Origin of the sequence: Streptococcus mitis (assembly GCF_009496155.1) — a bacterium.
GTDB lineage: Bacteria > Bacillota > Bacilli > Lactobacillales > Streptococcaceae > Streptococcus > Streptococcus mitis_BQ.
Genome location: NZ_WIJP01000002.1, coordinates 1 through 13276, shown reverse-complemented (window position 1 = coordinate 13276; position 13276 = coordinate 1). Strand labels below are relative to the sequence as shown.

9 protein-coding genes, 1 pseudogene and 1 riboswitch are annotated in these 13276 nt (G+C 41.8%); of the genes and pseudogenes, 3 read left to right on the top strand and 7 right to left on the bottom strand.

What is annotated here, in order from left to right:
* Nucleotides 1–33: 33 nt before the first annotated feature.
* The 6 genes and pseudogenes from GEZ84_RS01145 to zapA form a co-directional block, all read right to left on the bottom strand.
* Nucleotides 34–1356 (bottom strand): alanine/glycine:cation symporter family protein, encoded by a 1323-nt coding sequence (locus GEZ84_RS01145; protein ID WP_153222992.1) that lies wholly within the window; start codon nucleotides 1354–1356, stop codon nucleotides 34–36.
* 90 nt (nucleotides 1357–1446) lie between these two features.
* Nucleotides 1447–1535: riboswitch (glycine riboswitch) on the bottom strand.
* A 231-nt stretch (nucleotides 1536–1766) separates the two neighbouring features.
* A pseudogene (locus tag GEZ84_RS01140) lies at nucleotides 1767–3001 on the bottom strand (glycosyltransferase).
* The gene (locus GEZ84_RS01135) at nucleotides 2998–3882 is read right to left on the bottom strand and encodes an acyltransferase (RefSeq protein WP_194252003.1); all 885 of its coding nucleotides are present in this window, start codon (nucleotides 3880–3882) and stop codon (nucleotides 2998–3000) included. Before GEZ84_RS01135 ends, GEZ84_RS01140 begins: the two are co-directional and overlap by 4 nt.
* A 50-nt stretch (nucleotides 3883–3932) precedes the next feature.
* Nucleotides 3933–6269 (bottom strand): endonuclease MutS2, encoded by a 2337-nt coding sequence (locus GEZ84_RS01130; protein ID WP_153222990.1) that lies wholly within the window; start codon nucleotides 6267–6269, stop codon nucleotides 3933–3935.
* A gap of 298 nt (nucleotides 6270–6567) precedes the next feature.
* Nucleotides 6568–7116: a CvpA family protein gene (locus GEZ84_RS01120; protein WP_153222986.1), complete on the bottom strand. Its 549-nt coding sequence runs from the start codon at nucleotides 7114–7116 to the stop codon at nucleotides 6568–6570.
* Complete coding sequence (zapA, locus tag GEZ84_RS01115; RefSeq protein WP_000002019.1) at nucleotides 7113–7415, bottom strand: cell division protein ZapA; 303 nt, start codon at nucleotides 7413–7415, stop codon at nucleotides 7113–7115. The genes GEZ84_RS01120 and zapA overlap by 4 nt, the downstream gene beginning before the upstream one ends.
* Before the next feature lie 86 nt (nucleotides 7416–7501).
* Between zapA and rnhC the strand changes: the two genes are divergently transcribed.
* The 3 genes from rnhC (at nucleotide 7502) to GEZ84_RS01100 (ending at nucleotide 11611) form a co-directional block, all read left to right on the top strand.
* Nucleotides 7502–8383, top strand: a complete 882-nt coding sequence (gene rnhC, locus GEZ84_RS01110) for a ribonuclease HIII (protein ID WP_153222984.1) — start codon at nucleotides 7502–7504, stop codon at nucleotides 8381–8383.
* Between the two features lie 3 nt (nucleotides 8384–8386).
* Nucleotides 8387–9001 carry a signal peptidase I gene (lepB, locus tag GEZ84_RS01105; protein ID WP_049523793.1) on the top strand — a complete coding sequence of 205 codons (615 nt, stop codon included), beginning with the start codon at nucleotides 8387–8389 and terminating at the stop codon, nucleotides 8999–9001.
* Between the two features lie 243 nt (nucleotides 9002–9244).
* Nucleotides 9245–11611, top strand: a complete 2367-nt coding sequence (locus tag GEZ84_RS01100) for an ATP-dependent RecD-like DNA helicase (RefSeq protein WP_153222982.1) — start codon at nucleotides 9245–9247, stop codon at nucleotides 11609–11611.
* A gap of 152 nt (nucleotides 11612–11763) precedes the next feature.
* On the opposite strand, the gene tig is transcribed toward GEZ84_RS01100, so the two are convergent.
* Entirely contained in the window at nucleotides 11764–13047 is a 1284-nt protein-coding gene (gene tig, locus GEZ84_RS01095) for a trigger factor (protein ID WP_153222980.1), read from the bottom strand.
* Nucleotides 13048–13276: the final 229 nt, after the last annotated feature.

The following is a 13276-nucleotide window of genomic DNA, read 5'->3' as shown; positions in this document are numbered from 1 at the left end:
ACAGCAAAAAATCACACACGATGTGTGATTCCATTATTTATTAAAATACTTTTTAGTTTCAGCAATAACGACTGGTGATAAAACTAAGAGAGCAATCAAGTTTGGTAGTGCCATCAAGGCATTGACAATATCTGCGATAATCCAAACCATATCCAACTCGATAAATCCTCCCAACAAGACCATGAGCACAAAAATCACACGGTAGAGCCAGATAAAACGAACACCAAAGAGGAACTCGAAACAGCGCTCTCCGTAGTAGTTCCAACCTAGAATCGTTGTAAAGGCAAAAAGTACAAGGAAGATGGTCAAGAGGGCAGGCCCAAAATGTGAAAAGACTGTTGAAAAGGCTGACTGAGTCAAAGCCACTCCATTCAAGTCACTATTCCATACTCCAGTCACCAAAATGGTCAAACCAGTCAGAGTACAAATGATGAGGGTATCAATAAAGGTCCCTGTCATGGAAATCAAGCCTTGCTCTACTGGTTCATTTGTCTTAGCCGCAGCTGCTGCAATGGGAGCTGAACCCAGACCAGATTCGTTTGAGAAGACACCACGCGCAACACCATTTTGGATAGCCATCCGAATGCTAGCACCAGCAAATCCACCTACTGCAGCAACTGGACTAAAAGCTGATGTCAAGATTAAAGTGATTGTGGCAGGGAGTTTTCCAATATTGAAGAAAATAACTGTAAGTGTTCCTAAAATATAGATGATAGCCATAAAAGGAACAACAGTAGTTGAAACCTTTGAAATGGACTTGAGCCCGCCAAAGACTGCAATCGCTACAAATACAGACAACACAAGAGCAGTGATGGCTGGTGAAATAGTCGTCGTATTTTGAATAGATTCTGTAATCGAGTTGACCTGTGTGAAGGTCCCGATTCCCAACAAAGCTACTAGCACACCTGCCAGAGCAAAAAAGATGGCAAGTGGTCGCCACTTTTCTCCCATACCCAAAAGTATATAGTGCATGGGACCTCCTGCAACAGCACCGTTATCGTCTTTAGTCCTGTATTTAATAGCTAATAAACCTTCCGCATACTTGGTTGCCATTCCAAAGAAAGCCGCCATCCACATCCAAAAGAGAGCTCCTGGTCCACCGACCTTGATAGCTGTCGCCACCCCGATAATATTTCCCGTACCAACTGTCGCTGCTAGGGCTGTACACAAGGCCGCAAAACTGGATACATCCCCATGCCCCTTATCCTTGGTAAAAATAAGCTGGAAGGCCTTGGGCAGACGCAAAACCTGCAAGAGTCCTAAACGAGCAGTTAGGTAAATCCCTGTTCCGACCAATAAAATCAAGAGGGGTGGGCCCCAAGCAAAAGCATCAATTGATTTAAGCAATTCTAACATTCTATTCTCCTATCTTTTCAACCCCAAAAGAAAGAGCACATGCAAGATACATGTACTCTGGAATGCTTAGATAAATGCTAAAAAGCTGTCTATCCTAGCTCTGTCCTTTTACCTGAGAGTTTGAGCAGTTGCCTGCCTTGCCCCTTCGGTGCCTTTACGGTCTCTCCAGAGTTCCGTCCATTTACAGTCATGGAAAATCAAACGATTCGCCACTTCTATTAAACTTCATTCGGTGTTGGTATTTAATTGATTCTTATTTTACAAAAAATGTTGGCTTTTGTCAATGTGTTTATTAGTAAAAATTAGTTCAACAGTTTTTACTTTATAAATTACCTCGCTATCTCGAAAATAGAGCCATAATTTCAATAGAAATCATGACTTTTTGATAAATTTTAAAATACTATCTAAACTCATTTACCACTCAGTTCTACTCCTAAAAATTTTCGAATTGCTTCTACCATTTTCTCTGGTTCAGTTGACGAAAAAATACGACTTCTTCCACTCGAGTCATGACTTGTATTATCAAACGCAAAAATTGGTTTATTTTTATCACTAATTTCTTCTACAATAGTTCCTACAACTCCTCCATGATTGATATCTAGGTAGAAATCCATCTTATCCAAGGTTTCATTCTTGTTAAAAGGACTAAAGTTTGGATAAATTGAAAGATTCAAAAATCGTTGCATATCAACTACACTATCAGCAAAATTTGTTGGCGCTAATATTGTAAAATGAACTTCCGGTAATTCAGATAGTAGGTATTCTATTGATTCTAGGCTAGCACTATTTGTAAAAATACAAGTATGATAGAGAGGAGCTCTCACTAGATCTCTAAAAGAACGTCTGATGATATCTGTTCCTAATAGTACATCATTCCAATTCAATCCATAATAAAACCACCACAATTTACGAAAACGAGTCAAAGTTAAATGAGTCCATGGTTTAAATTCTGAAGTATAGTGAATAATCTTTGGTTCATAATTTCCATAATACGAAGACTGGTACCATTTACTGTTGCCTGTTAAGTGTAAAAATTGATCCAATCCAACCATGAAATTGTACTCTTTATCCAAATGTAGCCACTGATCACCGAAATACATGTTGAGAACCCCTTGATCCCCATAGACATGTTCATGGTGTTGGGCAGTCAACTCTAGTAGACTTTGCGTTGAATTTTTTTCTCGCCATTTTTTGGCATCAATCAACATCACACCTGAATTAAAGGTTGTTAACCAACCTTCATGATTAAAATCTTGAACAGCTGCGATAGCATATCCTTGTAAATCCATGGTGAATAAGTCATCTAATTTTGCATTGACAATCGTATCCGAGTCTAAATAGAGAACTCTGTCTTCTTGTACTTCATCTGCTATGAAATACCTAAAGAAAGCAGCATAAGACAGGATTGCATTTGGCAAGCGAAAATCACGAAGGTTGTGAGCCGTTTTTTAACGTTGACAATCTCAGAACCAATGACCTTCAAACGATTTCTCATCAACAAAAACCATTCACTAGGCAAATCGTCATTAAATACATAAAATTTCACTTCCTGATTATGAACTGAAATTGACTTTATAACAGTTTCTACCTTATCCATATAACGAATATCAGCTCCAAGAGCAATCACTTTTTGATACAATTTCATTCCTTCTCCCCACTATCAACTTTTTCTAGTTGGTGACGAATGGCCATCACCATATTCTCTTTGTCCTCTATACTAAACACTTGAATTCCTTCATCAGTTCGATGAGCTACTGTGTCAAATGCAAATATCGGTTTTCCTATTGCCAAAGCACGCCCAATAATATCATCAACCTCATTCCAGTGGTTTATATCTAGATAGACATTAGCTAACTCTAAAATGCGATCTGAAATCTCTCTCGATTGGCAATATTCATATAGTTGAAAATTACTAAATCTGGAAAAACTTCTTAAAAAATCTGAAACATTCGTTGGCGCCGCAACATGAAAATCAACTTCAGGTAAACTAGCCAGCAAATACTCCAAGCCTTCCAACTGATTCGAGTAAGTATAAACAAAGGCATGGAATTTGGCAATATTCTTGGGCTTAATCGCTAATGTTTCACTATGAGTGACGATTGAATTATCAGGAATATCCTGGTGGGTGAGACAATTAGCACCTATGATGACATTATCACCAATAGTAACTCCTCTAAGAATAACGGTATTGGCACCAATCCAACAATCCCGCCCAATATGAATAGGAGCGCCGCTCATTGCAGTTTTAAACACATGATAGTTATTGAATTGATGATTCGAATCAAAAATTCGTACTCCATCCCCAAACATTGTATCATGACCAATGGTGATTTCCTCAGTACAGCGGATTGAACAATGGTCATTAAAAAAGACCCTATTCCCTACTTTCAAATTCGCACCACTTGAAACTTCAATACTTGTAAACGAACGAATTGTAATATCTGCTCCCAAATCAAGATGAGCATCTGGAGACACTTCAACATGATGATAATCTCCAACTAACTGTACTATATTTTTCAAATCCATCCTATATTTCTCGATTCTTTTATACACTAAAATTTATAAAAATGATACTTCTATCCTTTAAAGGTCACAATAGTTGCACCACTGCCTCCAGCATTTTGTGGGGCATAGCCGAAACTCTTGACATGTTTGTTTCTTTGTAGGTATTTGGTGACACCTTCACGGATGACACCTGTTCCGATACCATGGATGATATCAACTTGAGCCATATTGTTAAGCAGGGCTTGGTCGATAAAGGCATCTAACTCATTCATGGCTTCTTCATAACGTTTGCCTCGAAGGTCCAGTCTGGCTTGTGGGCCTCGGCCAGATGTCCGTTTAACAACATTGACTTGTTTCTTCTTAACTGGCTTTTCTTGCTGGACTTGAACAAGGTCAAACTCTTTCTCTTCCAAGGTCATCTTAATCAAGCCAACTTGGGCTTCCCAGCGGCCATCCTTGAGTTGACTGGTCAAGGTACCACGCTGACCGTAACTGAGAACCACAATATCATCTCCCACCTTTGGAGCTCGTTTTTTCTTGGCCTTTTGAAGTACCTTGTTTTTGGACAAGTCTACTTTTTCAGGTGCCAATTTTTTCAGCTTGGCCTTGGCTTCAATGATTTCATGGGGCTTGAGTTGAGATTTACTGTGGAGATTTTTGAGAATCTGGTCACTTTCACTCAGAGCCATGTCCACAATCTCAGCAGCCTGTTCACGCGCCTTGTTAAGCTCGGTTTCCTTTTCACGATTGAGCTCGTTGTAGAGTTTTTTGAGAGCACGATTCATCTTGAGATTTTCTTGCTCCACCTCACGGATATTGTCCAAGCGTTTACGACTTTCAAGCGTCTGCTCTTCCAGTTGCTCAATAATACGATTGACATCATTGTCCTGATCGACCTGCTGGCTGGCATCCCCTACGATAACTTCAGATAGTCCTAAACGTTTGGCAATTTCAAAGGCATTGCTTCGACCAGGAACACCCTGCATAAAGCGATAGGTCGGGCGAAGAGTTGCAGTATCAAACTCCATGCTGGCATTTTGCACAAAGGCTGTCTCGATACCATAGGCCTTGAGTTCTGGATAGTGGGTGGTCGCCATAGTCTTGACTTGACGCAGGCGAAGGTCCTCCAGAATGGCCATGGCAAGTGCGGCTCCTTCTTGAGGGTCTGTACCAGCCCCCAACTCATCCAAGAGCAAGAGCGAATGCTGGTTGACCTTGCCAAGAATATCCACAATATTGGTCATGTGGCTAGAGAAGGTAGACAAGCTCTGCTCAATAGATTGCTCATCTCCAATATCGGCAAAGATTTCTTCAAAAATACCAACACGACTTCCCCTGTCTGCTAAAATCGGCAAACCAGACTGGGCCATAACCTGCGTCAATCCCAAAGTTTTGAGCATGATGGTCTTCCCACCTGTATTGGGACCTGTAATGACAATGGCTGTTAAATCTTGGCCAAAATGGACATCATTTGCGACAGCATTTTTGACCAAAGGATGGCAGACATGGAGCAATTGAATTTCCTGATTTTCTGACAGATGAGGAACAACTGCTTGCCTTTCTTGGATAAAGCGAACCTTGGCACGAATCAAGTCCAGATGACCGATAATCCAAGCATCATTAGCAATCTCAGCCGCATGAGGGCGGACACGCTCCGAGATTTCTTGGAGAATACGAAGCATTTCATAGCGCTCATCTGCTCGCAGACTAGCAATATCTTCGCTCAGTTTGACCACCTCACGGGGTTCGATATAGACGGTATTTCCACTAGCAGAAATATCATGAACGACACCTGCAATCTTATTGCGGTAGGTATTTTTAACTGGTAAAACCTGACGGCCATTTCTGCTGACAACAATTCCTTCCGTCAACATCTGCGCTTTTTGCTTGAGCAGGTCCTGTAAAACATCGCGTACCTGACTCTCACTATCATGGATTTTTCGACGGATGCGCGCCAATTCTTCACTGGCAAAATTTTCAATGAAACCTGCATCATTAAAGGCTTGGAGATTTCCTTGTAACTGCGGAAAATCGTGTAATTTCTCAAACCAAAGGGCTAACTCTTCCAAGCTGACATTTTCCAGATTGGCATAAAAACTTTGCAGCTCTCGGCTGGAAAGAAGCACGCGCTTCAAGAGGAGGAACTCCTCGATATTGAGATCCGCTCCCATCTCCAATCTCTTGCAGACTCCTGCAATTTCCTTAGTTGAGAGAATAGTGAAATGCGGTTGCTCGACGAAAAGAGCCTGCATTTCCTTCATCTCAGCAAAAGCCTGTTTGATTTTATCTGCTTTGGCAGTCGGAGCCAGCTGTCTCAATTGCTCCAAGCCCTGCTCTGTCAACAAATGAGGTTCAAACAAGGCCTTAACCTTATTGAACTCTAATGTTTCTAATATTTTCTTGTTCATCGTTATTTCCTTGTCTTTGAATGTTTATACTCTTCGAAAATCTCTTCAAACCACGTCAGCGTCGCCTTACCGTATATATCATAGGTATAGGTAACTGACTTCGTCAGTCTTATCCACAACCTCAAAACAGTGTTTTGAGCTGACTTCGTCAGTTCTATCAACAACCTCAAAGCAGTGCTTTGAGCAACCTGCGGCTAGATTCCTAGTTTGCTCTTTGATTTTCATTGGGTATTAGGTGTAGTAACTTTTTACATTCAGTCAATCTGTAAACAAAGGGCTAGGAAAACTCCTGCCCTTTTTATCCGATTAAATTTGTCACCCAGATTTGTTTGAGCCAACTGGTTGTTACTGGTATGCTCTGGATGATGTGTTTTGCAACGATACTCTTTTCAAGAGGATTTTGTATAGCTTCCATGGGAATGGTCGCCAAGATTGTCAAGGCCATTTGCAAGACAAATAAGGTCACCAACATGGACAAGATCCCTGCTGAAACTTGGAACAACTTTCCACCCAGTTTTTTACTAGGAATCAAGTGTAAGAGGAGACCAAGCAAACGGCCGATGCTATAGACAATCCCAAATACAAGCAAGTAGCCGATCCCTGCGTAAAAGACCTTATCCAGCTGAAAGAGTTGATCCGATGGGAAAAAGAAAGTTCCCTGACCTTCCTGCGGATTTGCATAAGGGAGCAATAAATGGAACTGTTCTCCAAGCCCCTTGTAAAACTGGCCAGCCATAAAAGCCGATGCCATGGCTGAAATCAGGTAATAAACCTGTAAGAGCAGGCCTCTCCGATAGCCGATATAAAATCCCCAAGCCAAGACCAATAGAAGAAGGAGTGAAATCATAAGGAATCCTCAATCTTGCTCTGTTCTTGCTTGCAAGTCACAAGCTTGTGACGGAGTTCTTCTAGCTCTTGCTCCTTATCGTCAAATTCAATCTCACGGCTGAGCTGAGTTGATAAACAGTTGACTGCCAACAAAAGAGCGATTGTTTCATCGTCTGCACTAGGCATTTGTTCTTTAATTGCTTGGTATTTTTCTGTCGCAACCTTGGCGATTTCCTCCATAAAAAGGTTATCATGCTCGCTTGTCAAGGTTAATGATTTTTTCCCGAATGTAAATTTGAATCGATTTAGATTTGCCATAAAATTCACCTCACGATATTATACCAAAATTCGCTAACTTTGTCAGTTTTTACAAATTTGCCTGCTTTTATGGTACAATAGAAACTATGGCAAGTATAACACTCACACCAAGCGAAAAGGAGATTCAGGCTTTTCTTGAACACTATCAAACTAGTCTGGCTCCCAGCAAAAATCCCTATATCCGCTACTTTTTACGACTACCTCAAGCTACCGTTTCTATCTATACTTCTGGAAAGGTCTTGCTTCAGGGGGAAGGAGCCGAGAAATATGCTATTTTCTTTGGCTATCACGTTGTAGAGGAAACCAGCGGACAAAATCTTCCTTTGATTGGGACGGATGAGGTTGGAAATGGTTCCTACTTTGGTGGGCTTGCAGTTGTGGCTTCCTTTGTCACACCTGACCAGCACGACTTCTTGCGAAAACTCGGTGTGGGGGATTCTAAAACTCTGACCGACCAAAAGATTCGTCAGATTGCCCCTATCCTCAAAGAAAAAATCCAGCACCAGGCACTGCTTCTCTCACCAAGCAAGTACAACGAGGTCATCGGGGACCGCTACAACGCTGTTTCGGTTAAGGTTGCCCTCCATAATCAGGCTATCTATCTCCTCCTTCAAAAAGGCATTCAGCCTGAGAAAATTGTGATTGATGCCTTTACCAGTGCTAAAAATTATGACAAGTACTTGGCACAAGAGGCCAATCGTTTCAGCAATCCTATCAGCTTAGAAGAAAAGGCTGAGGGCAAATACTTGGCTGTCGCAGTTTCTTCTATCATTGCGCGTGATCTCTTTCTGGAAAATCTTGAAAATCTGGGACGAGAACTGGGCTATCAACTTCCAAGTGGAGCTGGAACGGCTTCTGATAAGGTGGCTAGCCAGATTTTGCAAGCCTATGGTATGCAAGGACTTAACTTCTGCGCCAAACTGCACTTTAAAAATACTGAAAAAGCGAAAAAACGCTTAGAAAGGTAAGTTATGAATTCATTTAAACATTTCTTAAAAGAGTGGGGATTATTCCTCCTGATTCTGTCATTACTAGCTTTAAGTCGTATCTTTTTTTGGAGCAATGTCCGCGTAGAAGGCCATTCCATGGATCCAACTCTAGCGGATGGCGAAATCCTCTTTGTTGTCAAACACCTCCCTATTGACCGTTTTGATATCGTGGTTGCCCATGAGGAAGATGGCAATAAGGACATCGTCAAGCGTGTCATCGGAATGCCTGGCGATACTATTCGTTACGAAAACGATAAACTTTACATCAATGATAAAGAGACAGACGAACCTTACCTAGCTGACTACATCAAACGTTTCAAGGACGACAAACTCCAAAGCACATACTCAGGCAAGGGATTTGAAGGAAATAAAGGCACTTTCTTTAGGAGTATTGCTCAAAAAGCCCAAGCCTTCACAGTTGATGTCAACTATAACACCAACTTCAGCTTTACTGTCCCAGAAGGAGAATACCTCCTCCTCGGAGATGACCGCTTGGTTTCGAGCGACAGCCGCCACGTAGGTACCTTCAAAGCAAAAGATATCACAGGGGAAGCTAAATTCCGCTTCTGGCCAATCACCCGTATCGGAACATTTTAAGAGACCTAAGAGGCCGAGAAGCAAGAATCTCAGCCTCTTCTTCTATCGTGAGACGATGATTATTCACTACCCAGTCTAACTAGGATAAAAACAAAGTTATACTCAATGAAAATCAAAGAGCAAACTAGGAAGCTAGCCGCAGGCTGCTCAAAATACTGTTTTGAGGTTGCAGATGGAAGCTGACGTGGTTTGAAGAGATTTTCGAAGAGTATTAACTCTCACCTATTTATGCAAAGGAATCTTATGGAAGTTTATTTTTCAGGAACCATTGAACGGATTATTTTTGAAAATCCCAGCAATTTTTATCGCATCCTCCTCCTAGAAATCGAAGATACGGACGCAGAGGATTTTGATGATTTTGAAATTATTGTCACGGGTACCATGGCTGATGTGATTGAGGGCGAAGACTATACTTTTTGGGGACAAATTATCCAGCACTCCAAGTATGGGGAACAACTGCAAATTAGCCGTTATGAACGCGCAAAACCAACTAGCAAGGGCTTGGTCAAGTACTTTTCAAGTAGCCATTTCAAGGGGATTGGTCTCAAGACAGCTCAAAAAATCGTGGACACCTATGGCGACAATACCATTGACGAAATTTTGCAACACCCAGAAAAGCTAGAAGGCATCTCAGGACTCTCTGCCAAAAATCGCGAGGCTTTCGTCTCTACTCTCCGTCTCAACTACGGAACCGAGATGGTTTTGGCCAAACTAGCCAACTACGGCATTCCCAATAAATTAGCCTTTCAGATTCAAGACTTTTACAAGGAAGAAACTCTTGATGTGGTTGAAAATTATCCCTACCAGTTGGTTGAGGATATCAAGGGTTTGGGCTTTACCATTGCTGACCAATTAGCAGAGGAACTTGGCATCGAAAGTCAGGCTCCTGAGCGCTTTCGTGCAGGTCTAGTACATAGTCTTTTTCAGGCCTGTATGGAAACAGGGGACACCTATGTTGAAGCACGGGACTTGCTGGAACAAACTCTTACTCTTCTTGAATCTTCTCGCCCCGTGGAACTGGATCCCAGCCAAGTGGCCCAAGAACTCTCCTACCTGATTGAAGAAGACAAGGTTCAGCAGGTTGATACCAAGATTTTTGACAACAGCCTCTTTTTCGCTGAGGAAGGCATCCGCAGTCACTTGGTTCGTATCCTTGAAAAAGGAAAGCAGAAGAGTCAGGATTTAGAAACCATTCAAAAACATATCTCTACTGTTGAAGAAGAGCTGGGGATTGAGTATGATAGCATTCAAAAACAGGCTATCTGCGATGCTATCCAGAATAAGGTCTTTATCCTGACAGGTGGGCCTGGTACTGGTAAGACAACTGTTATCAATGGTATCATCGCTGTTCATGCCCTTTTGGAAGGACTTGACCTCAGGAAGAAAAGCAACCTGCCGATTCTTCTTGCTGCTCCAACTGGCCGAGCCGCTCGGCGCATGAATGAATTGACAGGCTTGCCTAGCGCGACCATACACCGTCATTTAGGAATGACAGGTGACGATGATACCAGTCATCTGGAAGATTATCTGGATGCCGACTTTATCATCGTAGATGAATTTTCCATGGTGGATACTTGGCTGGCCAATCAACTCTTCTCCAACATCTCTTCTAACAGTAAAATTCTCATCGTGGGCGACAGCGACCAGTTGCCTTCTGTCAGCCCTGGACAGGTTCTAGCGGATTTGCTTCATATTCCCTTGATTCCTCAGACTCGCTTGGAAAAAATTTACCGACAAAGCGAAGAATCAACCATCGTCACCCTAGCAAGTCAGATTCGGCAGGGAATCTTGCCAGCTGATTTCACCCAGAAAAAAGCTGACCGTTCCTACTTTGAAATTGCTAGTGGGCATATTCCTGCTACTATTGAAAAGATTTTAGGCGCAGCCCTCAGAAGTGGTATCCCTGCTCGTGATATTCAGGTTCTAGCTCCCATGTACCGAGGAACAGCAGGGATTGATGCTATCAACCAGCTCATGCAAGACCTGCTCAATCCACCACAAAAAGACCAACTTAGTTTTGAAGCTCCCCAGTGCCACTATCGTAAGGGAGACAAGGTCATTCATTTGGTCAACGATGCTGAAATCAATGTCTTTAATGGAGATTTGGGAGCTATCACAGACCTGATTCCTAGTAAATACACCGAGTCGAAACAAGACGAGATTGTCATTGATTTTGATGGCGACGAAATCTCTTACCCACGTAACGAATGGTACAAGATTCGCTTGGCCTATGCCATGAGTATCCATAAGTCTCAGGGAAGCGAGTTCCCTGTTGTCATCCTACCGATTACCAGTGCTAGCAGGCGTATGCTGGAGCGCAATCTCATCTACACAGCCATTACACGCGCCAAAAGCAAGCTTATCTTACTAGGCGAATTACAGGCCTTCGACTATGCTACCCAACACATCGGAACTGCCCGAAAAACCTATCTGATTGAACGCTTCAGTGATCTACTGGAGAATGTTGAAGAAAAGCAACAAGCATTCTCTGAAACAGCCACATCAAATACCTCTGAACAATCCTACATCTTAACCGAAGAAAACTGGGACAGCATCCCAGCCATGATTGGGATTACAGACGCAGACCTCAAAGAGATTTTTGGAAAATAGTGCATCAGAAAACCCACCAATTCAGGTGGGATTTTTGTTTATGAATACTCAGTGAAAATCAAAGAGCAAACTAGGAAGATAGCCGCAAGCTGTACTTGAGTACGGTAAGGCGACGCTGACGTGGTTTGAAGAGATTTTCGAAGAGTATAAGATTATTTAACGGTTGCTGTGCTTGTAATCAATTCAACAGCTTTTTTGATTGTGATGTCGTGTTTCAACATATCAGCTGAAAGCAAGCTTTGTACTTGTGCAACTTCCATGTTGTAATCTGCAGCCAATTGCTCAATTTCTTTTTGGATTTCTTCGTCAGTAGCGTCAAATCCTTCAGCTTTCGCAACTGCTTCGATAACAAGGTTAGTCTTCGTACGTGACTCAGCTTCTGCTTGGTATTGATTGTGAAGGTCTTCTTGAGTAGTTCCAGTGATTTGGAAATACATATCAGGGTTGATACCTTGACGTTGCAAGTTTCCAAGGAATTCGTTTACTGAACGGTGAACTTCTTCGTGAATCATTTCTTCTGGAAGTTCTACGATTTCAGCATTTTCTACAGCTTTATCAATTGCTGCACCTTCAACTGCATCTTTGTAAGCTTCTTCTTTAGCAGCAGCCAATTCGTTACGGTATTTTTCTTTCAATTCAGCAAGTGTTTCAACTTCTTCGTCGATGTCTTTTGCAAGCTCATCGTCAAGAGCTGGAACTTCTTTAGCTTTTACTTCGTGGATAGTTGTCACGAATTTAGCTTCTTTACCTGCAAGGTCTTCTGCTTGGTAGTCTTCTGGGAATGTTACGATAACATCAACAGTTTCACCAGCTGAGTGACCTACCAATTGGTCTTCGAAACCTGGGATGAATTGACCTGAACCAAGTCCAAGTGAGAAGTTTTCACCTTTTCCACCGTCAAATTCAACACCGTCGATAGAACCAACGAAGTCGATGACAACAGTGTCGCCGTTTTCAGCAGCAGCTTCTTTGATAACCAATTCAGCCAAGTTGTTGCGTTCGCGTTCGATACGCTCTTCAACGTCAGCGTCAGTTACTTCTTTTTCTACATCTACTGATACTTCAAGGTTTTTGTAGTCACCTAATTTTACTTCAGGTTTTGTAACGACTTCAGCTGTGATAACCCAGTCTTGACCTTTTTCCATTGAAGTCACGTCAATTTTTGGTTGAGCAACCACTTCAAGACCAGCTTCTTTTACAGCTGCTTCATAAGCGTTTGGCAAAAGAGCGTTCATAACGTCTTGATAAAGTGATTCTTCACCAAATTTTTTGTCGAAGATAGGACGTGGAAGGTGACCTTTACGGAAACCTGGAACATTAAGAGATTTCTTCACTGAGTTGAAGACACGATCAAATTCTGGTTTAATTTGGTCTTGAGAGATAGTGAAAGTCAAGACACCACGGTTTGTTTCTTTGTTTTCAAATGATACAGACATTCTGTCATTTCTCCTTAAAATTTTTTAAATACAGTCTATTATAACATAAATGGACGACTTTTTTCAAGTAATGAATGCGCTTTTCAATGATAGGAAAGGTACGGTAACTTCTCAAAGTAACTTCCACTTGCCCAACCGAAGTGGAAATTAGTCTAAAACGGATTTTTATGGTGGAATTAAGTATGAGACGTTTGAGTTAGAAATGAGGTCCACTATGACAAAACATAAA